Genomic DNA, 23652 nt, shown 5'->3' with positions numbered 1-23652 from the left:
TTCCTTTTTTTTATCCCTTATTTCTATGAATCTGAAAAATCAATTTGAAACACTTTGCTCTCCTTTCACTGAAAACCAACAGCTGATCAATAGCCTGTGGAATGAGATTGAAACCAGATATTCTGAAAAAGGCAGACATTATCATGATCTTCTTCATCTTGAAAATATGTTCCGTGAACTTGAAGCGGTGAAAATGAATATCTCAGATTTCACAGCTATTTCTTTTTCAGTATTTTACCATGACGTTATCTACGATGTAACTTCAAAAACTAATGAAGAGAAAAGTGCTACTAAAGCAGAAAAAAGGCTTGCCGAACTTCATTTAGATAAGAATACTATTTCAATAATTTCAGAGCAGATTCTTGCTACAAAATCGCACCAGAAGTCTGGTTATGAGGATACCAATTATCTTTTAGATGCTGATCTTTCTGTGTTGGGGAAAGATTTTAAAACCTATTTGGAATACACCCAAAATATAAGAAAGGAATATTCTATTTATCCTGATTTCCTTTACAAACCCGGACGAAAAAAAGTAATCAAGCATTTCCTGGAACTTGAAAGCATCTTTAAAACAGAGTATTTTAAGAAAAAATATGAGGTTCAGGCAAAGGAAAATATTGCGGCTGAACTTCGGTTATTGTAATCGAAAAAGACACTTTTTAACAAGTGTCTTTTTTTGTTTTTTTATATTAAAAATGTTTATTAATAAAACTTGTAGTTTTTTCCAGTACCAGATCGGGAGCTTCTTTATGCGGTGTATGCCCGATATTGGGAATGATATATTTCTCAGCACTTCCACTCACCTGAGTAACCGTTTTCTCTACCTGATCCAATGTACCATATTCATCGGCTTCTCCCTGGATGAATAATAACGGACAAGTGATATGCTTCAAAAGATGTTCAATATTCCAGGTTCTGTAATCGTCCCGTGTCCAGGTTTCTGTCCATGCTCTGAAAAGCGTTTCTACTTTATCACCATGGTATTTCTGTAAGCGTTCCGGAAGATTGGTCGTTTTGTAAGCGTCCCAGGCATCATATACTCCTTTTAAAGTAACGTCTTCCACAAAGATATGTCCTGCTTCACAGATAACGGATTTTACTCTTTCGGGATATTTTGCAGCGGTAATTAAAGCTATTGTTCCTCCATCACTATGCCCGAAAAGAATAGCGTTATGAATATTCATTTCAGCCAGTAAACCGTTCAGTATGTCTGCTTCCAGCTCCATATAATTTACTGGTCTTTCATGGGTCGGCATCGGATCTGATTTTCCATAGCCTAAGCGGTCATATACGAGAACGTTACAACCTGTAGCCTCGGAAAGCTTCGCTGGAAAATCTCTCCAAAGCTGCACGGAACCTAATGAATCATGCAGAAAAACAATGGTAGGTCTTTTTTCGTTTGAATTATGATATTCTATATAAAGGTTTTGCCCTTTCACATTTATGATCTTACTCTCTGTCATCTTAATTGGTTTATCGTTCAATATCAAAATATTATTGATTTAAATCCGAACAAAAATACCAAATAGCAAAATAAGTACGAAATACAAATAATAAATATGTGAAAAATCCACAAAATACCATTTAAAACAAAACATCAGTCAAAAAGCAATCAATTTTTATATCTTTATTGGAAAAAATCCGGATGGACACATTAGGAAAACAAGAATTGGAATTATTAAGGATTCTTCAGAAGAGCTCCAGATTTGACATTACCGACCTTACCGAAAGGCTGAATATGTCCCGAACTTCTATTTATGATAAGATAAAAAAGCTGGAAAGCGAAGGTTATATTACCAATTATGTAGCTTTGATTAACCCCAAAAAGGTAGGCCTGAATTTCACGGTCATTATTACCGTATCTCTCAACAGCCAGCAGATTGAATATGTAGAGGAGTTTTCAAAAAGAATAGCAACGCTGGACGAAGTTGTAGAAGCTTATGTTACAGGCGGTATTTTTGATTATATTTTGAAAGTTGTAGTACAGAGTCCGGAAGCTTTCAGTGAGTTTATAGCGACTAAACTTTCCGTTATTCCTCATATCAGTAAGATTAAAAGTTCATTTGTTATGAGCCATATCAAGCAGTCTACGGAGCTTCATTTTTAATAGAAAAAGGAACCCAGATCTGAGTTCCTTTTTTATTATAATGTAGGTATTATTGTTTCTTCAAATTCTTTTAACAGATGATTGAAAACAGTTTCCACCGGGAGAACTTCATCAATCAGGGCAGAAACCTGGCCTATTTCCAGCTCACCATCTTCCATATCTCCTTCAAACATTCCTCGTTTTGCTCTGGCTCTACCCAATGAAGCAACCAAAGCATCTTTATCTCTCCCAATCTGATAGATATCTTCCAGTTCACTGAAAAATTTATTTTTAACCATTCTCACAGGTGCCAGTTCTTTCAGTGTAAGATGGGTATCTCCTTCCTGCAGTTCTGTAATTTTCTTTTTCCAGTTTTCGTGAGCACTAGCTTCTGTAGTGGCAGCAAAACGGGACCCGATCTGCACACCATCTGCCCCAAGAATCATTGCCGCTTTGATCTGCGAACCTAAAGCAATTCCTCCTGCAGCAATTAACGGCTTAGAAATATGCTTTTTCACATTCGGAATAAGGCAGAACGTTGTTGTTTCATCTCTTCCGTTGTGGCCTCCGGCTTCGAAACCTTCTGCAACAATAGCATCTACTCCTGCATCTTCGCATTTTACAGCAAATTTTGTAGAGGAAACTACGTGGGCTACTTTTATTCCTTCTTTCTGAAGGGTTTCTGTATAAGTTTTCGGATTACCGGCTGATGTAAATACAATTTTAACTCCTTCTTCGAGAATGATCTGAATAATCTCTTCAATGTTAGGATACAACATCGGTACATTTACCCCGAAAGGTTTATCTGTAGCCTGCTTGCATTTCTGGATATTTTCTCTTAGAATGTCAGGATACATACTTCCCGCTCCAATTAAGCCCAATCCACCACAATTGGAAACCGCAGAAGCCAGTCTCCATCCTGAGTGCCAGATCATACCTGCCTGGATAATGGGATATTTAATAGTAAAAAGGTGTGAAATTTTGTTTTGGCTAGCCTCCATATCATGAAGTTTTTTTGCAGAGTTGAAATCTATAAAATTGCTCATGTGTAAAAATACTAAAAACAACGGTTGCCAAGCGTTTCTATTTATCAAAAAAATTACAGAAAAGCAGCTAAATACGATCTTTTTTATATTTTTCTAAAACTGAATCTATAATAAAACTTATTTTGAAAAAATTTTGAACCAGTTCGTATACATTTTCCTGTATATCTTCTGTTTTAAGATTAACCCAGCCCTGCATTAAGGTTAATGGACCATATTTCACACTTACATTAGGCCAATCTTCCTGAGATTTCAAAAACTCATTCCGGAAATCCTGCGCAAAATTCCTACTGGATATCATATAGCTTTTTAATGTTCTCAGCTTTAAAGCATGGATATTATAGTACATTCTACCTTCCTGAATCGTTTCATCAGTTATCCAGATTGAAAAGAAAATTCTACCTGCAGCATCCAATGGAGATTGTGGATTTCCTGACCATTCAGGTTTATAGATTTTAAGGGCTGCGGATTCCAGAACAATATCAACAGAGAATTCCAATCCTTCGATTTCAAATTTTTCTTTGGATACTTTTGCTACAGCAAGATGAAACTTATTAAGATAAAAAGCATAATCCATATCATCCGTTTTTGTAAAGATATTGAATAGACCGTTTCAATTTATAGAAATAGAACATTTAAATTTAACAGCGAAATAGAGGATTTTATATTCTACTTTTTCTACAAAAAAAACCTTCAGAACTTCTGAAGGTTTTCATTTTATTTTGCCATGGATTGTTTCTTCCAGTTAGACTTAAAGCTACAACTGTTGTAACGTCCGTCAATGGAGATAAAAGTTGTTGGTAACTTAGAGTTAACAAACTTTTCAATCATTTCACTTTTCTTTTTATTCAGCGCCATCTGTTTGATTCTGCTGAAGTCTGTTTCCAGGGTAATCTGGTGAGAAGGAATCACATCTTCAATTTTAATGATTTTGATCTGCTTTCTCTTGTTTTCTTCATCTTCAAAAGCAGTCGTAATGTCTCCTTTGTTCAATCCTGCCAATTCGTAGCTGATTGTTCCCGGAATACTTTCTCTTTCAATTTTATCAGAACCATCTGCTCCAGGAATTACCCCTGCGTTGAATTTTGTTCTTTTATCATCTGAGAATTTAAAAGCAGCATCTTTAAATGTCATTTTACCACCCGCGATAAGACCTCTGATACTGTCTAGTTTTGCTTTTGCTGTTTTAAGCTCATCATCTGTAGGTACTGCCTTTAACAAGATATGTCTTGCGTCATATACTTTACCTGATCTTTTCAACAACTGGATAATGTGGAAACCGAATTCAGATTCAATAGGATCTGAAATATCATTTTCCTGAAGGTTCAATGCTGCAGCTTCGAATGGCTTCACCATCTGTCCTTTATTGATATTTTTGTACAATCCTCCGTTAGCAGCTGATCCTTCATCTTCAGAATAAATTCTAGCCTGGCTCTCAAAAGTCTCGCCACCAAGAATATCCTTCTTGATCTTCTTCAATCTGTTGATAAGGTCTTGCTTGTGTGCTTCCGTTAATGTTGGATAGATCATAATCTGAGCTAAAGTAACCTCATCTTTTACTTGTGGCAGCTGTGTTTTATACATATTATAAAAGTCAGTTACCTCATTTGGAGTTACATCGGCCTTCTCAGTTATTCTCTGGTATTTTGCCTGTCCGTAATACTGGTCTGTATCTATTTTTTCAATAGCATTTTTCAGCTCATAAGCATTTCTGAATTTGTAGGCAGCAAGCATTGTTTTTTCATCCGGAAATTGAGAAAGCATCTGACGATATTTTGCATTAGCTTGTTCTTTAATTGCTGCAGAACGATTTTCAATTAGGGTATCTTTTTTTGCTTCATATACAAGAAGCTTGTTGCTGATAAGGTTTTCCAGGAACTCACATTTGTCTGTATTGGCAGCTCCCTGTTGTTTTCCATAATTCATCTGCTCGAGTACATCAGATTCCAACACAATCTCATTCCCGATAACAGCTGAAATACCATCCACCAAATCTCCTTGTTTAAGCTGGGCATTCATCATATTTGAAGAGAATATCATGATGAAAATCCCAAGAAGAAAAGTGATTTTTAGTTTATTTGTCATTTTACTATTTTAACAAGTTGCAAATTTAGAATTCTTAACGAATTTCACTCAATTTTTTATTATAAATATTTCTTAAAAAGACTTATTTACTGCAGTTCAACATCAAAAGTCGTTAATTCTTTGAATTGTCTCAATCTACTGAACATATCTGCTTCGCTTACCTCCTCTATTCTTTCTGTTCCGAACTTCTCTACTGTGAATGAAGCCATAGCAGATCCTACGATAAGAGCCGATTTCATTGTTTCGAAATCTATTTTCTCTTTTTTAGCAAGATAAGCAGCAAATCCTCCAGCAAATGTATCTCCAGCTCCTGTAGGGTCGAAAACATCTTCTAACGGAAGTGCAGGAATAGCAAATACCTTATTGTCATGGAAAAGTAAAGCTCCATGCTCTCCTTTTTTGATGATCACATACTCAGGTCCCATTGTATGAATCTTTTTAGCTGCTTTTACTAAAGAATATTCTCCTGAAAGCTGTCTTGCTTCTTCATCATTGATGGTAATGACGTCTGTTTTTGCAATCATATCCATTAAGATATCCCATGCAGAATCCATCCAGAAGTTCATGGTATCAAGGATAACCAATTTCGGACGGTTGTTCATTTTTTCAAGTACAGATAACTGAACTCCAGGGTGTAGGTTTCCAAGTAACAAAATTTCGGCATCCTGCATAGAATCCGGGATTTTCGGATCAAAATTCTCCAGCACATTTACTTCTGTAACCAAAGTATCTCTTGTATTCAAATCATTGTGGTATTTTCCAGACCAGAAGAATGTTTTTCCTTCTTTTACAATTTCAATTCCTTCGATGTTTACATCTCTGTCTGTGAACATATCAAGATGTTCTTGTGGAAAGTCTCCTCCTACTACAGAAACAATTCCGGATTTAACGCCTAAAATTGATGAAGTGATTCCGATATAAGTGGCTGCACCTCCTAAAATTTTGTCCGTTTTACCAAATGGTGTTTCAATTGCATCAAATGCAACACTTCCTACAACTAAAAGTTTCATATATTTTTCAATGTATATTAAAAGTAATTATTTTTTCCATTCAAAAGTGTCTAGCATGTGCTTCATATCATTTTTGATATAGTTCACTGCAGGCGCAAGAGAGTCCGGTTTCGGTCTCGTATTAAAGTATAGGTAAGCAGTAACGAAGTGTTTCGTACTGTCTGTAATGTAAAACTGAAGATTGGAAGCACTCTGCCCTTTCAGTTCATAGAAGTTCCCGTATACTTTCTTTTCAGGATATTCGAAAGATTTCGTATCTATAGAACTGGCTTTGATGGTATGTTCGTATACCATTTTTTCAGCTTCCTTGATGTGTTCTGCAAAGTCATTCTGTATCGGGTAGTAAGTAACGAAAAGCTTTGCCTTCATTTTAGGATAATTCACATAGAACCAACACGGTTTTTTAGCGGGTGCAATAGAAGCAAAATCCGAGTACTCAAAGGTATAGGCACAATCGTTTTCAAACTTTTGGTATTTCGGTGCAGGGTATTCAAGACGCAGTTCTCCATAAGGTTTTGGGGAAGGATCTTTTCCACATGAAATTAAAAGCAGTGATACAAAAATAAAAATGACTTTTTTAATCATTTTGCAAAAGTACAAATTAGATTTCAGATTTCGGAAGACAAATTTCAGTCTTTCAGAGAGTTTTGAATGTAATTTTCTAAAGGCTTTGGAAACGATTTTTCGTGAGAGCCTTCAACATCTGTAATCAGATACTGATTTTCAGCGATAAAATCATTCCATATCTTTTCTGAAGTGACTTCAACATTCAATATTTCAATGCTTAAATTCTTATGAGTCAGTTTATGGCCAATCGTTTTTGAACCTGTGATGAAAGGTTCCATATCAGAAGAAATGGCTGTAGGAAACTCAAATAACTTCTTCCATATAAAATCATCTTTTCTCTGACGAATCAGAAATTGGTTGTTTCTGTGAACAAAATAATAGGTCAACGCCAGATCTTCTGCTTTTACCTTTTTCGTTTTTACGGGATAATCTGAAATTTTATGCATAGAAAATGCAAGACAGTCTTCATTAACAGGGCATTCTCCGCAAAGTGGATTTTTGGGTTTACAGATCTCTGAACCTATATCCATCATCGCCTGATTAAAATCACCTACATTTTCCGGCATCACCAAAGCGGCAAGCTCAGAAAAATAGGCAAAGGCTCTTGAATTGGAAATATCAAAGTCATCGGCAAAAAGACGGCTCAGAACGCGGTAGAAATTACCATCAACAGCAGGCATTCTGCCACCGAAACAGATACTTGAAACCGCTGCTGCTGTATATTTCCCGACTCCTTTAAGTTTTAAAATTTCTTCGTATGGTTCAGGAAAGACACCCTGATAATCATTCATGATCTGCTGGGCAGCTTTATGGATATTGATGGCTCTGGAATAGTAGCCTAATCCTTTCCAATATAATAGAACTTCATTTTCTTCAGCTTCTGCCAACGTTTTTACATCGGGGAATCTTTTAATGAAATTATTGTAATGATTTAATCCCTGATTGATCCTTGTCTGCTGAAATACAATTTCACAGATCCAGATTTTGTACGGATCTTTTGTCTGTCTGAAAGGCAAATCTCTTGCATTATTACTGTACCATCCCAGGATTTTGCTGCCAATGTGTAGAAAATCTGAATTTCTGCTATCCTTCTTCAAAAATTTTTGTTTTGCTTTTTATGAAATACTCATAAACATCGTTTATGGAGTATTTTCAATTGGCAAAGATAAAATTTATTTATCAGCTTTCACAGAATAAACGGGAGCTGCTTTTAGCCATTGATAATTAAGGTTTCTGTCCTTCTTTAAAAAACGGTATCCTTCCAGGTTTTTCAGGTAGACATACATGGAATCAGTATTTTTTATCTTTAATTTATATTGGGATAAAAATAGCATAGGCATTTCTACGGTGGAATCTCTTACTGTTTTCAATACTTTTCCTGATCTTACTTTGTAGAGGAAGAATGATTTTCCACGGCCTTTTGAGCTGTCTGCCAACTTTACGTCTGCGCTTGCAATGACCAGTTCACTACCATCAAAACATTCATCTTTATTCATGATGTATGCTTTCCCTTCCTGGCGCTCGTCTGCAAAAAGATCATTTTCGTACTGCCCCGGACTTTGGTATTTTTTTTCACAGCTTATCAAAAGTACCATCAATATAGCGGGTAAGCCAATGATAAGTTTCTTATTCATATTAAATTTCATAGGTGTTGGTTGAAAAAAAACCGATGTAAAATTGCATCGGTTTTTGTTATGTAAAGTACGTGTATGTTATTCCTGAGTATATTCTGCATCCCATTCGTTACCATCATCTCCTTTGTGTCCGTCAAGTTTAATAACGAAACTTTTCGTAGGGAAATAAGGGGTCATACGGATATCCAGCCAAACTCTGTCTTTATTTACTCTATCCTGCTCGAAACGAACAATCTTGAATTTTTCAATCAATTTGTCAGGTCCTTTGATATTATCAAGGAAAGTTACGATCTGTCTTCTCAAATCGTCTTCATTTTTAGCATTCCAGTTTTCGAAAGCTCTTCTGTTCAGGAAGTCTAGAAGTACTTTGGTTACATAGTCGAATACACGAACTACGGAATACGTCTGAAGACCGATATTGTCTCCTGTAAATAATGTCTTCGCAGAGAAAGCCATAATTTTTCCGTACTCGTTTACCATTGGTACAAGACCCATTTTTTCCAACTGAGAAATTTCACTTTTCTTCAATTCGAATTTTACAGCGTCTACTTCGTTGATATTACCATGTTTTTTACCAGCTGCTACCTGAGACATCAGCGTTTTGTGGATTTTTCCGGCTAATGAAGTGGAAGGTGGAAGTTCTACGTTTTCTTCTTCACCTACTTCTTCAGCTTTACCACGTCCTACCAGCCAGTTACACGTCATAATAACGTTACTTCTGTGAAGTTCTCCCCCTGTAAGGTTTGCAGAGTGGAATAAATCTACCACGTCATCCGGCTTATCAAGGTTGGCGAAGTCTGTAACCATCATTACTTTGTTTTCGTTACAGATTTTTGCCCACTTCTCGATTACTTTGTTGGATCCTAGATATCCTGGTATTGCAAGGATTGAATAGTTATCTCTAAGGTCAAGACGGTCATAGTAGTTTTTGAATTCTTCTGAGATTGCATCAATGAACAAAGGATTGTCCAAATCTGAAACCTGTTCTATGCTTGCGTTTACAATACTTACATTGTCCACTTTATCCAATTCTGTATTTTTATAGAATTGAGCTACTGTTCTATAGTTGGTTTCCAACATACGAACGGTATCCAGTGTATTTTTTAAGTTTACCTTTAAGTTTTGGTCGGCCTGTTGTGCTTTAGTTTTGCACGTATCAGCCATTTTATCTGCAGATTCACTACCTTCTAAAAGGTTTACCCAAAGATTGATCTTCTGAAGAAGTTCTTTTCTTTCGTCTGCTTTATTGCTGTCATTCAGGAAGATTTCTTTTCTTGCCTTTCTTGTTGGGTTCATATTGGCAATACCGTCTACAACGGATTCAACAAAGCCAAATCCTCCCATTTTATTGAGCTCTGCAAGTGGGTTGCCCTTCGGTTGCCCGGAGTGTTGCTGCTGACCCTGCTGCTGGCTTTCTTGTGCCTGTAATTTGCTATCCATGATTTAATGTAAGTCTTTAATTATTTTTCAAGTTCTTGTGCCACTTCTTTCAATACATCTATGAACGCCGCTCTTGTCTGATCGTTCTCCAGCATATTGCGTAGAATTTTGTTTGTTTTCAGCTGACGTACTATTTTATTGTACTGCTCCTGCTCCATGCTCAGCTGCTGCAGATAATCTGACTTCTGAGTAAGGCTTTTAGGGGTAAAGTCTCCAAGGTTTTGAAAACGGAATTCTTCTTCTACCACTCCTCCGTCTTCTGTCTCGTGTTGTACCGATATTGAAGGCTGAAAATGTTTGAAAACGTCTTCCACTGTTTTTAATCCTGTTACGATTTCAGGAGTATAAGACTCTTCTGTTGTAAGTTGGCTTACTATCAGTGATTTATTTTCCTGTATTTCCTGAATAGCTTCATTAGCGTCCACTTTTACTTCGTTTCCGCCAACACCATAATTAAACATTGCCATATTATTATTATTTTGAGATTTCTTATTTTGGTTTGGATCTGTCTTTGAGTAATTTACAGATGAATCAAATAAATTACCAATCCAGTGTTTAAATTTAAAAAAAAACTGTAACATACAAAATTTTACTAAGATTTTTCTTGAATCTTCTAAATCTATTTATATTTATTCAACATACAATCACCGCATTACGATATCACTAAGCTATGAAAAAATAAATAAAATCATTCAAGAAAAAATAAAATAAAATTTTTGTCTGCTTTACTCCTGCATAAATGTATCAAATGAATGTTAAAACAAGAATTCTTCAGACGTTACAAAAAAATATTCTTTATATTTAAACAAAGTGAAAAGGGGCATGAAAGATGTAAAAATAGCGTTTAGAAAACCAATATTTCCAGTTTCAGAAGGATTAGAGCAATATTTGGAAAAATATAACAGAACCACTAAGATTAAGTTTCTGTATGAAGACCTGCTAAGGTTTAGCGACAGTGTGAATATCCTGGATAAAGAAGGTAAAGACACTTTGTGGCTCGGGGTATTGTATCCTGAATATGAATTTAAAGAAATAGAGGCTAATTTAAATAAAATTTACACTCTTCTTCATTCTGATGGGGATACCGCCACTCTACCTTATCTGAAAGTGGATACCATTGACTTTTGTACCTTCGGAAACTCTAAACCTTTTCGGGTTCGGGTGAGAAATATACTGAACGATAATTATACTAATTTCTATATCAAGCAGGCTGATGCTTCCCGGATATTCGGACTGGAGCTTGAAGATCTCCTTTCTCCCAACCGGATCAACTTTCTGGTTTACAAGAATACTCTGATTGAAGAGCATATTTTAGGAATTCCCGGTGATGTTTTTATTCAGAAACATCTGCTCAACTGTACGGAGCTGGAAAAGGCACAGATTTCCAAGGAATTTGTAAAATTCAATGAACGCTGCCTCATTGGGCTTCTTGGTGATATGAGATCTTATAATTATGTTGTTATTCCAATACATGATTTTGACCAGGTTATTTACAGAATCCGTCCCATTGATTTTGATCAGCAAACTTATGAGGGAAACCTGAAAGTCTATCTTCCGCAGTATTTCAAAGAAAACAGCCAGATGGTCAATATGGTACTGGAAAAACTGAAACCCAGTTCTATAGAACAATACCGTAAGGAAGTGCGTTCACAAATCGTAAAAAGAGTGACCAGCAGTAAAAACAGATTTGATGAACTCATTTCTATTATGAAAAAAGACAATATCGCGCCGGAAGCCAATGTTACAGAATTAAAGACTGCTTTACAAAAACTCACCTACGATGTCAATTTTAAGTATTGTAAAAGTATGGGAGACATTATAGAAACCGGAATAAAGTTTGTGATCCGGAATTATAAGAAAGAATATTAAAAAAGAGAATCCGCCTGCATGAGACGGATTCTTTCTTTTCTAACAATTTTAAGGTAAAATTACCAGATTTTTATTCTGTCCTGAGGAGCTTTATATAGTTTGTCTCCTTGTTTGATATCAAATGCTTTGATGAATGAATCCTGGTTGACCAATGGACCAAAAGCTCTGAACATTCCCGGAGAATGCGGATCTGTTTTCACCTGGTTGATCATATACTGATCGGTAGCTTTTGTTCTCCACACGGTTGCCCAGCTCATAAAGAATCTCTGATCCTGAGTAAATCCGCTGATCTTCCCTGGGTTTCCTTTATCTTTTAAATACATCTGAAGAGCATCGTAAGCAACAGCTACTCCACCTAAGTCACCTATATTTTCTCCACTTGTGAATTTACCATTTACAAAGCTTCCTTTTACAGGTTCATAAGCACTGTACTGAGCGGCTAACTGACCTACTTTTGCATCAAAGTTTTTACGGTCTGCATCTGTCCACCAGTTATTAAGATTACCATCTCCATCGAAACGGGAACCGCTGTCATCAAATCCGTGAGAAATTTCGTGACCGATAACGGCACCAATACCTCCGAAGTTCACGGCTGCATCAGCTTTAGGGTTGTAGAAAGGTGGCTGAAGAATGGCTGCAGGGAATACAATTTCGTTGTTTGATCCGCTGTAGTACGCGTTAACAGTTTGCGGAGACATTCCCCATTCTGTTTTATCAACAGGCTTTCCTACTTTGTCCAGACTTCTCTGATACTGCCATGCTGCTACATTCTGAAGGTTAGAATATAGTGTTGCTCCCTCTTTTGGAGATTCTACTTTCAACTGTGTATAATCTTTCCATTTGTCAGGGTAAGCAATTTTCACGGTAAACTTGGATAGTTTTTCCTGAGCTTTTACTTTCGTATCAGGAGACATCCAGTCTATATTGGCGATATGGGATTTGAATGATTTTAAAAGGTAATCAATATATGTTTCCATCTGCTTTTTCGCTTCAGGAGTGAAGTATTTGTCTACATACAGTTTACCGAAAGCTTCTCCAAGAACACCATTTACAAGGGTAAGTCCTCTCTTATCCATAGGACGCTGCTCTTTCTGACCCTGTAAGTATTTAGCATAGAAATCGAATCTGATCTGTTCTAAGCTGTCATTCAGATTGCTCGCATTTCCATTGATGATATGGTATTTAAGATAGTCTTTCAGTAAAGGAAGATTTTTCTGTGTTACAAACTGATCCATATTCTGGTAATACTTCAATTCTCCAATGATCACTCTGTCAGTATTTACACCAGCATCTTTCAGATATTTTGCAAGGTCAACATTTTTCACAAGACCTGACAGTTCTGATACATTTTTAGGGTTGTATCTTAAGTTGGCATCTCTGTTCTGCTCAAGAGTCAATAAGTAATTAGCCAGCTGTTTTTCAAAATCTACTACATTCTGTGCCGCCTGAGGAGAATTTTTATATCCTAAAACTCCGAATAGTTTTCCGACATAAGCCTGGTATTCTGTCAACGTTTTAGTATTGGCATCATTTACTTTCTGATAATAGTCTCTTCCCAAACCTAGATCCGGACCACCAAGATACACCGCATTCATATTGGAATTCTTCATATCAGCACCCACTCTCCATCCGTAGAAAGAGTTGTCTCCCAATCTTGTAGCTTCCAAAAGGTATTTCTGAAGATCACTAAGACTTTTAATGGCATCTACCTTGGCAAGATCAGCTTTGATAGGAGCCAGACCTTCTGCATTTCTCTTATTGGTATCCATAAAAGAAGCGTAAAGATTCTGGATTTTCTGTCCTTCAGATCCGGCCGGATATGATTCTGTAAGAATTTTGTTTAATATATCTAATGAAGCATCATCTACATTTTCTCTCAAAGCATTGAAAGAGCCCCAGTTTGCTTTATCGGAAGGAATCTGAGTGGTTTTCACCCAATTTCCGTTCACATAGCTAAAAAAGTCATCCTGCGGGCGGACACTGGTATCCATATACGATAAATTGATTCCCTCTTCTTTTGCTTCTTCTTTTACCGGTTCAGCTACTTTTGCTGTAGCTTCAGTTTTATTCTCTGTCCCTGCAGTCTTTGCTGCACCACACGAATTAAGAAATACAATACCTGAAAGGGCAAGTATTCCAATATTTAGCTTTTTCATTAAAGATAATTTTTGATTTTACACAAACTTATCAAATATACAAACTTTAATGATACGTGATGAGGGATATTTATAGAGAAATGGAGATTTAGAGTTGAAAATTTAAAGTTTTGAGTTGAAAGTTCAAGGTTCATAGGTTAAGGTTGAAGTTTTTGGGTGTCTTTGGGAATGTGGGTAAAGAATGAGATTGTTGTAAACCACCCCGTCAAAAATTCTTTGAATTTTTGCCACCCCTCCGGAGAATGGGAATGATGGAAGCCGTTATTGCAATTACAGTTCTTCCAATCCCAAATCTATAACTCCCACCACCTATTACCTATTACCTATTACCTAAAAAAACAAAACCGCCCATTGCTGAGCGGTTGTTATTTTTACCAGATTTTGATTCTTTCTTCTGGAGTTTTGTATAATTTGTCTCCTTTTTTCACATCGAATGCTTTGTAGAAAGCATCAACGTTGATAAGCGGACCAAAACTTCTGAAGTATCCTGGAGAGTGCGGGTCAGTTTTCACCTGATTCACCATATATTTCTCACTGGATAATGTTCTCCAAACGGTTGCCCAGCTTAGGAAGAATCTCTGATCCTGAGAGAATCCACTGATTTTTCCTGGGTTTCCTTTGTCTTTCAAATACATCTGAAGAGCGTCATAAGCGATGTTTACTCCTCCTAAGTCAGCGATATTTTCACCGTTTGTGAAAGTACCGTTTACAAAAGTTCCTTTTACCGGCTCATATTTGTCATATTGAGAAGCAAGAGCTTTTGTTGCTTTTTCGAAGTTAGCTTTATCTTCCGGAGTCCACCAGTCTACTAAGTTACCATCAGCATCGAACTGTGCACCTGAATCATCAAATCCGTGGCTCATTTCGTGACCGATAACGGCACCAATACCTCCGAAGTTTACAGCAGCATCAGCTTTAGGGTTGAAGAATGGCGGCTGAAGAATAGCAGCAGGGAATACAATCTCGTTGTTTACCGGGTTGTAGTAAGCGTTCACAGTCTGTGGAGTCATTCCCCATTCTGTTTTATCCACTGGCTTACCAATTTTAGCTAAATCTTTGTTGTACTGCCATTCACCAATGTTCTGAAGGTTTTTATATAGATTTCCACCTTTTGCTTCAGAAACGATATTTAATTTTGAATAGTCTTTCCATTTGTCAGGATAAGCAACCTTTACTGTAAACTTGTTCAGTTTCTGCATTGCTTTTTCCTTAGTCGTTGAAGACATCCAAGCTAAGTTATTGATATGAACTGCGAAACTTTTCTTTAAGTAGTCGATCAATTCTACCATCTGAGCTTTAGCTTCAGCAGGGAAATATTTCTCAACATATAATTTTCCGAAAGCTTCTCCTAAAGAACCGTTGATCAATTCAAAACCTCTCTTGTTAAGAGCTCTTTGTTCCTGCTGCCCTCTAAGGTATTTACCATAGAAAGCAAACTTCATGTTTCCTAAGTTTTCACTTAAGTAAGAAGCACTTCCGTGGATCATGTGGAATTTCAGATAATCTTTGATCACAGAAAGATTCTGAGCATTCACTAATTTATCGAAATCTTTATAGAATCCTAGTTCACTGATAATTACTTTATCTGTATTTACTCCTACTTTTTTAAGATACGCTGGAAGGTCAACTCCTTTTACCAAAGCAGAAAGTTCTGCCATCGTTTTAGGGTTATACTGAAGCGTGTTATCACGGCTCTGCTCGTTTGTCAGATACGTCTGTGCGATGCTTTTTTCATAATTTACGATACCTTTTGCTGCTTCATCAGCATTTTTGTACCCTAATTCTTTTAGCATTGAAGCTACATATTTCTGATATTCAGCAATAGCTTCTGTATTTTTCTCGTTTACTTTCTGATAATAATCTCTTCCTAAACCTAAAGAAGGATTTCCTAAGTAAACGGCATTCATTTTAGAATCTTTAAGGTCTGCATCTACACCCCATCCGTAGAAAACATTTTCTCCTTCTTTGGTTACCGATGTAAGATAAGTCTGAAGATCAGCCATGTTTTTAATGGCATCAATTTTAGTCAGATTTTCCTGGATAGGTTTGATTCCGTCTGCATTTCTCTTCTCCATGTTCATATAAGTAGCATACAGATCCTGGATCTTTTTACCTTCACTTCCGTCAGCAAATTTATCTTTCAGAAGAGAGTTCAGGATTGTCATGGAATTGTTATCCGTGTCCTCAGCCAGTTTGTTGAAGCTTCCCCAAGTTGGTTTATCAGATGGAATTTTGGCAGTTTTCATCCAGGTTCCACTCACATAGTTGTAAAAATCATCCTGAGGACGCACTGAAGTGTCCATCAAGCTAAGGTCTAAGCCTTTGTCTGTGTTGTTCACTGCTACTTTAGCAGCTTTAGCTTGTGCGCTCATGGTAGTCTGAGTACAGATCCCTGCTATTAAAAACAAAGAAAGCGTTATTTTTTTCATTATGATAACAATTTTTAGAATATGTATGATTTATTTCGAATTTGTTACTTCTTAAGAAAACAAATTTAAACAAATATTAAGAAGTTGCTATCTCTTTTACATTTCCAGTCCTTTTCAGGAACCCCCAGGCCTGCATTTCACCTTTCAATGCCTTTCTTAAACTTTTAAACAATACAATATACATCAGCCATCTATACCCGAATCTCTGTGGAATAATATACAGCAGGTTGATTAATTTTTCGCGCTGCATGATGAATGCCACTAAAGCTAAGGAAGCGTCCACCAGAAGAAAGATCAGATAATAGGTAAATATTTTATCTCCGTTTCCAGACAGAATTCCAAAGAACATAATCACATCCGCCAGCGGTGAGAAAAATGGAATAATATATTGAAATAATAAAATATTCGGCATTGCCCAAAGTCCCAATCCTTTATATTTGGGGTTAAGGAAAGTCTGTTTCTGTTTCCAGAACATCTGCATGATCCCATAGGTCCAGCGAAAACGCTGTTTTAAAAACTGATTGGCAGTTTCCGGAGCTTCAGTTACAGCAACCGCTCTGTTTTCATTAGCAACTGTATAGCCTGCTTTTAAGATTTTCACGGTAATATCACAATCTTCGGCTAAAGTATCGGATGAATAGCCTCCAGCTTCAATAATCACAGCTCTTTTGAATGCTCCAATTGCTCCCGGGATTACGGTAATCGCGTTGATGTGAGCATAGGCCAGTCTGTCAAAATTCTGACTTGTTGTATATTCTATAGCCTGCCATCTGGTGAGCCAGTTGACTCTGTTCCCAACTTTAACATTTCCAGCTACGGCAGCAATTTTTTCTTCCGGATCTGAATTTAAAAATCTTGCAACCAGATATTTTATGGCATCCTGCTGCAGTTTGGTATCTGCATCAATACATACTACATATTCTGCATCCGTCTGTGATATTCCGAAATTCAGGGCCGTTGCCTTTCCACCATTTTTTTTGGTGAAAATTTCGAGTTTCGGGTGATCAGGGAATGCTTCTAATACTTTTTCATAAGTAGAATCCTTACTTCCGTCATCTACCATAATGATATTGAAATTCGGGTAGGTCTGTTTCAATAAATTTTGCAGAGAAGAAACAATATTCACTTCTTCATTATAAGCGGGTACAATAATGGAAACTTTCGGATAGGATTCCAAGATTGGAAATTCACCAAGTTTTTTCTCTTTTTTTCTTTCTTTAAAAGCCCAGTATGCCATCAGCAATAGTCTGATCAATCCTAATACAATGAAAATGGCAAACAATGCCACCAGAAAATGGCTTATTCCATAAATTACAGTAGCCAGTACAAGGTTGAGCTGCATGATATAATATGACTTCGTTTTTGGAACTTCAGGCATCAGCTCACTTCTTGTTTTGTGCAGAATACTGGTCAGGTTTGTAAAATGATAGCCTTGTTTCTGAAGTGTTGGAATCAGAATTTTTAAAGCTTTTACCGTTTCTTCTCTGGTATCTCCGCCTGCATCGTGAAGAAGGATGATATTTCCTCTTTCTTGTTTTACTCCGGCCATTACACGTTTTACAATTTCATCTGATTTTATTCCCGGCTGCCAGTCTTCAGGGTCAATATTTTCTCCGATATCCAGATAATTCTGCTGTCTTGCTAATGCTACGGGAATAATCTCTTCTGAAGTGGTAGGCTCAGAATCTGCGTTATATGGAGCTCTGAACAGAATTGTGCTGTGTCCTGTTACGCATTCTATCAGTAATCTTGTCAGCTTCAGTTCCAGTAAAGCTCTTTCCGGGCTTACTTTTGCTACATTTTCATGGGTGAAGGTATGGTTTCCGATCTCGTGTCCTTCACGGTAAATCCGTTTAACAAGCGGAAGATTTTTTTCTGCATTTAATCCTACCAAAAAGAAAGCTGCCGGAACATGGTATTTGGACAGCACATCCAATATCTGTGGAGTATATGTTTCGTCCGGACCGTCATCAAAAGTAAGCACCAGCTCTTTTTGGGGAGCGCCTCCGTATTTTTTTACTTCGTAAGAACTTGGATAAGTGATGTAATTTTCGTCTGTGATAATTTTTTCTTTCGGATCAATTTCCAGTGCTATTTTTCCGTCATGAGGAGTATTCAGAACATCCAGTACTTCTCCGTCTCCGATATAATCCACCATGGTCTGGCCCTTTACATTTTCAAGGGTTTTCAGATTCAGTTTGGAAAGACCGGTAAACGTAAGGTCTTTATCATAGAAATTCCAGACTCTGCTGTCTTCACTTCCCAGTCTCCAAAGTGCTGTTCCTGCCAACGGATATTCTGAGGAGAAACGCATTGTATTGAAAATAGAAGCCGCATCATTGAAAAATACGGTGTGGGTTAAATTTTTAGAATCTGTATAAGAATAATTTAAATTAAAAGTATTGTCATTAAAGTCAATTACCGCTTTACTGGCGCTGGCTTTAGTAATGGCCTGCATATAGGTTACAGAAGTATTGTCATCTTTATTGGAACTCCAGTCGTAGCCATAAGCTCCAAGGCCTAAAATAATTTTTTGCGGAGAAGTTTGTTTTACGATTTTTCCGGTCTGCTCTTCGATCCATTTTTGGGAAGAAACAGGCCCTGCATCACTTCCTGCAGAATATTCATCGTAAGCCATCAATACAAAGTAATCTACATAAGGATTCAATCTTGGAATGTTATAATCATCATTATCTGTCATGATATCCATCGTTACCAGTAGCTGGTTCTTTTTGAAAGTTTCTGAAAGCTCTTTCATAAAGGCAATCAGGTTTTCATCAGAATTCAGGTTCATATCCTCAAAGTCAATATTAATTCCTTTGAAATGGTATTTTTTACACTGCTGGGCAATTTTTTGGACCAGATGTGTTCTCTTCTGCGGATCGTTTAGCACTTTCATCAATCCTTCGGAGCGAAATTCCTGATTGGAATTGTTGCTCAGCATCGGCATTGCAGCAACTCCGGTTCTTCTGATCACTTTATATCCTTCCGGATCTACATTCGTCTTCAGATCTCCTGTTTTGGGATCAAGGAAAAACCATTCCGGGAAAACAAGATTCACGTGTCTGATATTTCTTTTCAGAGACATCATAGACTGAGGATCCCATGCTACATAAAATGCAGACCGGATTCCACCTGGAAACTGAGCCCAGTTTCTGTTCTGATTTTTATATCTTTCTGCTCTCGCCTTCTCAATCTTATCAAGGCTGGTATGGATTGTTTTTTCCGAAATAAAGCTTCTGAATCCTTTATATTCTTTGGAAATTTTATTCTCCTGAAGATAAGGTTTATTGGCAGTAATTACGGCTTTATAATCTTCTTTAAAAGGAATTTTAGGACTTCTGTCCAGGGTCATCATCAGCCCCAAAGCAAGCAAAAGCAGTATTCCTACAAAGATAAAAATACGGCTTCCCCACTGTACACTTTTCCAGCGTTTCTTGCTGTTGGTCTGAAAAACCTGTTTGGAATTTTCCACAATTTTGAAATTTATGGAATGGCTCTCAAAAAGTGTGAAAAACTCTATTAAAATTAATTAAAAAAAAATTAAAAAGTTAAAAGTGTATCTAACTGTTTATAAGAAGGCTTACAAGATCCTGAATCACCTTCTGTGAAACGAAATTCATAAAATCTACTCTCTCCAGATGCGGCATGTATAATTTGAATGTTTCTGCTTTGTCATTAATTCTTATTGTATAGTAAACCGTTCCTATATCTTTGCCATCTTCCCCTTTTCCAGGGCCGGCTACACCTGTTGTAGAAAGAGAAATATTGGTTTCAAACAATTCCTGACAACCTTTTGCCATTTCCTGAGCTACCTCTTCACTCACTACAGTAAACTGATCTACGGTTTCTTTGGAAACATTTAAAATCTTCATTTTTCTCTCTGTAGCATAAGGCACTATTCCGCCAAGGAAATATTTTGAACTGCCGGAAACTGAAGTGATCATCTTTGCCAGTTCACCTCCTGTACAGCTTTCTGCCGTGGAAATTGTCAGGTTTCTTTCGGTAAGCATTTCTGCGAGAATATTTTCAATTTTATCTTCAGATACAGCGATTACGTGACCTTTTACTAAAGGAAGTAATTTCTGAATTTCTTCTTCTGTAATTTGTTTCAGTTGATCTTCATTATCACCGGAAGCCGTCAGACGAAGCTTTACACGGGTTCCTACCGGAAGATAAGACAATGCAATATTTTCCGGAAGCTCCAGTTCCCAGTCTTCAATGGTGTCTGCCAAAATACTCTCAGGAATTCCCACCACAGAAACAATCCTGGTATGAATATAATGAAGGCTGAATCTTTCCTGTAAATAGGGAATAATCTGATCTTTGATAAGCGGTTTTACCTCATAAGGAACACCCGGAAGGCTGTAACACAGTTTTCCATCCTGTTCCATCATCATGCATGGAGCCGTTCCGTAATGGTTTTGGAAAACAATGGATTTGGTTGGGACAAAAGCCTGTTCTTTATTTCTTTCCAGAATATCCAGACGGCCTCTTCTTTCCATATAATTTTTAAGATGATTGAATGTCACCTCATCCAGAGCAATTTCATCATTGAAATACTCAGCCAGTGCCTTTTTGGTTTTATCATCTCTGGTAGGGCCCAACCCTCCTGTTGTAATGACTAAATCACCTGATTCAAAAGCAACGCTCAGTGCTTCTTTAATGGTTTCAATTTCGTCTGAGATTGTAAGAATCTGAGTAACTTTTATTCCTATGTTTTTAAGTTCAGCAGCAATAAAATTAGAATTGGTATCTACCGTGTTTCCAGAAAGGATTTCATCACCAATGGTAATCAGAACAGCTTTTTCCATATATTATTTTGTTGAAAAAAATTCTATGCAAATGACGGAAAATTCTCTGGCTGCAGCAATATAAATTGATTTTTTCTATTTTTGACGAAATTTATTTAAAACTACAATTAAGAATTATGTCTAAATATGATGATGCTTCATGGCATTATGGTGGTGATTTCCCTGAGGAGCTTCCTCAGAAAAACGGAGCAACGCATACAGGAATGTTCCTGAACTGGTGCATTCATAATAATCTGATTTCTGATGAACTGAAAGAAGATAGTGAAGAGGAAATTGAAAAATTAAAACGTAGAGAAATTACGGGTGCAGAATTCATTATGGATTCCTGCGACGGGAAATTTTCTGAGTATGACCTGAGTGAGCTGGGAAATCTTTTTGCAAAGGATTATTATGCAGACGATACCGATTTCGGAAACAGATACAGCTCGTTTGCTGATGATTACGTCAATATTTTTGATACTAAAGCAGAGGAAAACGATTACGAATACGAAACGTTCTATCACATTGAGGATACTTATGAAAACTATGATCTGATGAAACAGGTCATTGATCACCGTTTTGAGGAATGGAAAGAGTATATTAAAAACTAAAAAATGAGGGCAAATCTGCAAATCACTGAAATCTAAATCTATCAGCTTTTCTGCAATTTTGCCCTTTTATTTTTTACTGATTATGCTTTACCCAGATCAGTTCATCGGTATTATAACCTATTTTTTTTGCTTTCTGAAGGAAACGCTGGCGGATGCTTTCAGGAATGTTAGTGGTACGGGAAAGAATCCATAAATATTTTAAACTGCTTCCTGCCACCAAAGCATATTGATAGTCTTCATCAATATCTATGACGTTGTAACCAGCCCAGATCGGTTTAAAAAATGACACTTTCAAACGGGCTTCTTTCGGGTCTTTTACAAATTTTGCTTCCCCGATAGATTCATTCCATACTTTTTTAACGTAATCGTACCCTTTATTTCTGACCTGAACTGTCCCATCCGGATTCTCTGTATATTCTGCAGTGACGTTGTCCATGTTTTTTTCAAACCTGTAGTCAAAACGGGCAACTTCGTACCATCTGCCAAGGTATTTTTTAAGATCAAAATTCTTTACCGCAGAAGCACCTCGCGGAATTCTTACAGAATATGAATTGAAAATAATAAGCCCCAGTGCTCCCAACGAAACGGGAAGTATAATTTTATGAATGGTTTTCATGACAGGAATATTTTGTGTGATTACTATAAAAACGTCAAAAATAATGCCTTAAACCTGTTAAGGAACAATAAATTCTATGAAAATACTTTCAGAAAATTATCTTTAAAACTTCCTGAAACCTCAATTTCAGTATCGTCAGACAGCATTACAGTTCCACTTTTATGATAGGATTTCACAAAGCCTGTATTGATAATATGGGAACGGTGAACTCTCACAAACGGATTTTCCAGCAGATCATCGAAATGTTTCAAAAACCGACATACCATTTTCTTGGAACCGTCTGTAAGATAGACCTGCGTAAAGTTTCCATCTGCCTGTAATCTAACAATATCTTCGGTCTTTACGACATCAAATCCTTGCAGGGTCGGAAGAATCAGCTGCTGTTTTTCAGGTTTTAATTTCAGGTTTTCAAGCAGGATCTTATTTCGGTTGAGCTCTTCTTTTTTCTCAAGACTTTCTACTACTTTATTCACCGCCAGAATCAATTCCTGAATATCAATAGGCTTTAAAATATAATAACTTGCCGATTTGTTCAGAGCCTGTAGTGAATATTGTGAAAACGCAGTAATGAAAATGGTTTCATAGGAGAAATTTTTGGTTGCTTCCAATACATCAAAGGCATTTCCAAAAGGCATTTCAACATCCAGGAATACCAGCTGAGGCTGCTTTTCTGCAATTAAAGGAACAGCTTCTTTGATATTTTCAGCTTCGCCAAGAATTTCTACCTGCGGGCAGTATTTGGTAAGATAGCTTCGTAAAACTTCTCTTGCTATGAGCTCATCATCTACAATTACGGCTTTTATTTTCATTGAGGTCAGATATTAAGTTGCAGGAATAGGTTGCTGGTGCAAATTAGGAATATTTCCTCAACTCTACAATCTCACGCAGTCTATGGCTATACTTTCTTCCAGCACCAGGCGTATTTTACGATCAGCATTGTAATTATACATTCTACTATTGCAAGGAAAACATAAAATAAATACCAATCTGAAAAGGAAGTAATACCAATAAATACCATAATCAAAGTAAAAAATGTACCAAAGATGATATTGAGAATCCTATTGACCGCTGGTTTCAGGATCAGAGAAAGAAATACCATTACAGCAGGAATCGCCAGAACAGCTGAAGCAAGAAGTAATTTCGGAGGAGAATCTAATAAATTGGTTCCTTCTACCAGACCGCGTGCCTTTCCAGGAGTATAAAGCTCGAAATAATCACCGTACAGATAGCACAAAGTAACTGAAGCCCAAAGACCCGCCAGTATAATTTTCACATTGATCTGTATATCTTCAAATTTTGTAGAATTGCTCATG

Annotated in this window: 21 protein-coding genes; 4 read left to right on the top strand and 17 right to left on the bottom strand. The window is 36.9% G+C overall.

Translation table 11 applies throughout. From position 1 onward, the window contains the following. Nucleotides 1-25: 25 nt before the first annotated feature. Nucleotides 26-643 carry an HD domain-containing protein gene (locus AC57AW_RS08090; protein WP_496351471.1) on the top strand — a complete coding sequence of 206 codons (618 nt, stop codon included), beginning with the start codon at nt 26-28 and terminating at the stop codon, nt 641-643. A gap of 46 nt (nt 644-689) precedes the next feature. Here the strand turns inward: AC57AW_RS08090 and AC57AW_RS08085 are convergent, their stop codons facing one another. Continuing rightward, entirely contained in the window at nt 690-1463 is a 774-nt protein-coding gene (locus tag AC57AW_RS08085; RefSeq protein WP_496351470.1) for an alpha/beta fold hydrolase, read from the bottom strand. Between the two features lie 182 nt (nt 1464-1645). Between AC57AW_RS08085 and AC57AW_RS08080 the strand changes: the two genes are divergently transcribed. Continuing rightward, complete coding sequence (locus tag AC57AW_RS08080; protein ID WP_496351469.1) at nt 1646-2107, top strand: Lrp/AsnC family transcriptional regulator; 462 nt, start codon at nt 1646-1648, stop codon at nt 2105-2107. Nucleotides 2108-2142: 35 nt separating this feature from the next. Here the strand turns inward: AC57AW_RS08080 and AC57AW_RS08075 are convergent, their stop codons facing one another. The 9 genes from AC57AW_RS08075 to AC57AW_RS08035 form a co-directional block, all read right to left on the bottom strand. After that, nucleotides 2143-3132 carry an NAD(P)H-dependent flavin oxidoreductase gene (locus tag AC57AW_RS08075; RefSeq protein ID WP_496351468.1) on the bottom strand — a complete coding sequence of 330 codons (990 nt, stop codon included), beginning with the start codon at nt 3130-3132 and terminating at the stop codon, nt 2143-2145. Nucleotides 3133-3199: 67 nt separating this feature from the next. After that, nucleotides 3200-3706: a hypothetical protein gene (locus tag AC57AW_RS08070; protein WP_318849278.1), complete on the bottom strand. Its 507-nt coding sequence runs from the start codon at nt 3704-3706 to the stop codon at nt 3200-3202. A gap of 140 nt (nt 3707-3846) precedes the next feature. Next, nucleotides 3847-5214 (bottom strand): peptidylprolyl isomerase, encoded by a 1368-nt coding sequence (locus tag AC57AW_RS08065; RefSeq protein WP_318849279.1) that lies wholly within the window; start codon nt 5212-5214, stop codon nt 3847-3849. An 86-nt stretch (nt 5215-5300) separates the two neighbouring features. Further along, on the bottom strand, nt 5301-6224 hold the full coding sequence (locus AC57AW_RS08060) for a PfkB family carbohydrate kinase (RefSeq protein ID WP_318849280.1): 924 nt from the start codon (nt 6222-6224) through the stop codon (nt 5301-5303). A gap of 27 nt (nt 6225-6251) precedes the next feature. Next, nucleotides 6252-6809, bottom strand: a complete 558-nt coding sequence (gldD, locus tag AC57AW_RS08055; RefSeq protein ID WP_318849281.1) for a gliding motility lipoprotein GldD — start codon at nt 6807-6809, stop codon at nt 6252-6254. A 44-nt stretch (nt 6810-6853) separates the two neighbouring features. Beyond that, nucleotides 6854-7888 carry an A/G-specific adenine glycosylase gene (mutY, locus tag AC57AW_RS08050; RefSeq protein ID WP_496351467.1) on the bottom strand — a complete coding sequence of 345 codons (1035 nt, stop codon included), beginning with the start codon at nt 7886-7888 and terminating at the stop codon, nt 6854-6856. 75 nt (nt 7889-7963) lie between these two features. Beyond that, nucleotides 7964-8425, bottom strand: coding sequence for a hypothetical protein (locus AC57AW_RS08045; RefSeq protein WP_318849283.1), 462 nt, complete (start codon nt 8423-8425; stop codon nt 7964-7966). A 78-nt stretch (nt 8426-8503) separates the two neighbouring features. Continuing rightward, the gene (locus tag AC57AW_RS08040) at nt 8504-9865 is read right to left on the bottom strand and encodes a DUF5458 family protein (RefSeq protein ID WP_318849284.1); all 1362 of its coding nucleotides are present in this window, start codon (nt 9863-9865) and stop codon (nt 8504-8506) included. A 20-nt stretch (nt 9866-9885) separates the two neighbouring features. Beyond that, entirely contained in the window at nt 9886-10332 is a 447-nt protein-coding gene (locus tag AC57AW_RS08035; protein ID WP_496351466.1) for a type VI secretion system contractile sheath small subunit, read from the bottom strand. 355 nt (nt 10333-10687) lie between these two features. Between AC57AW_RS08035 and AC57AW_RS08030 the strand changes: the two genes are divergently transcribed. After that, nucleotides 10688-11734 carry a hypothetical protein gene (locus AC57AW_RS08030; RefSeq protein WP_496351465.1) on the top strand — a complete coding sequence of 349 codons (1047 nt, stop codon included), beginning with the start codon at nt 10688-10690 and terminating at the stop codon, nt 11732-11734. Between the two features lie 59 nt (nt 11735-11793). Here the strand turns inward: AC57AW_RS08030 and AC57AW_RS08025 are convergent, their stop codons facing one another. The 4 genes from AC57AW_RS08025 to AC57AW_RS08010 form a co-directional block, all read right to left on the bottom strand. Next, nucleotides 11794-13890 carry a M13 family metallopeptidase gene (locus AC57AW_RS08025; RefSeq protein WP_318849287.1) on the bottom strand — a complete coding sequence of 699 codons (2097 nt, stop codon included), beginning with the start codon at nt 13888-13890 and terminating at the stop codon, nt 11794-11796. 371 nt (nt 13891-14261) lie between these two features. Next, the gene (locus AC57AW_RS08020; protein ID WP_496351464.1) at nt 14262-16319 is read right to left on the bottom strand and encodes a M13 family metallopeptidase; all 2058 of its coding nucleotides are present in this window, start codon (nt 16317-16319) and stop codon (nt 14262-14264) included. Nucleotides 16320-16395: 76 nt separating this feature from the next. Further along, the gene (locus tag AC57AW_RS08015; RefSeq protein WP_496351463.1) at nt 16396-19794 is read right to left on the bottom strand and encodes a trifunctional glycoside hydrolase family 18/polysaccharide deacetylase/glycosyltransferase family 2 protein; all 3399 of its coding nucleotides are present in this window, start codon (nt 19792-19794) and stop codon (nt 16396-16398) included. An 88-nt stretch (nt 19795-19882) separates the two neighbouring features. Continuing rightward, nucleotides 19883-21133: a CinA family nicotinamide mononucleotide deamidase-related protein gene (locus AC57AW_RS08010; protein WP_496351462.1), complete on the bottom strand. Its 1251-nt coding sequence runs from the start codon at nt 21131-21133 to the stop codon at nt 19883-19885. A 116-nt stretch (nt 21134-21249) separates the two neighbouring features. On the opposite strand from AC57AW_RS08010, the gene AC57AW_RS08005 reads away from it, so the two are divergent. After that, complete coding sequence (locus AC57AW_RS08005; RefSeq protein WP_496351461.1) at nt 21250-21723, top strand: DUF7832 domain-containing protein; 474 nt, start codon at nt 21250-21252, stop codon at nt 21721-21723. A 73-nt stretch (nt 21724-21796) separates the two neighbouring features. On the opposite strand, the gene AC57AW_RS08000 is transcribed toward AC57AW_RS08005, so the two are convergent. The 3 genes from AC57AW_RS08000 to AC57AW_RS07990 form a co-directional block, all read right to left on the bottom strand. After that, nucleotides 21797-22339 (bottom strand): lipocalin family protein, encoded by a 543-nt coding sequence (locus tag AC57AW_RS08000; RefSeq protein ID WP_318849291.1) that lies wholly within the window; start codon nt 22337-22339, stop codon nt 21797-21799. A 74-nt stretch (nt 22340-22413) separates the two neighbouring features. After that, nucleotides 22414-23148, bottom strand: coding sequence for a LytR/AlgR family response regulator transcription factor (locus AC57AW_RS07995; RefSeq protein ID WP_496351460.1), 735 nt, complete (start codon nt 23146-23148; stop codon nt 22414-22416). 86 nt (nt 23149-23234) lie between these two features. Beyond that, nucleotides 23235-23651 carry a DUF6326 family protein gene (locus AC57AW_RS07990; protein WP_496351459.1) on the bottom strand — a complete coding sequence of 139 codons (417 nt, stop codon included), beginning with the start codon at nt 23649-23651 and terminating at the stop codon, nt 23235-23237. Nucleotide 23652: the final 1 nt, after the last annotated feature.

Source organism: Chryseobacterium sp. BGA-UO-ETr-SB22 (assembly GCF_059567885.1).
Note: the sequence above shows the minus strand (reverse complement) of the source record. Positions and strands in the feature narration are given on the sequence as shown.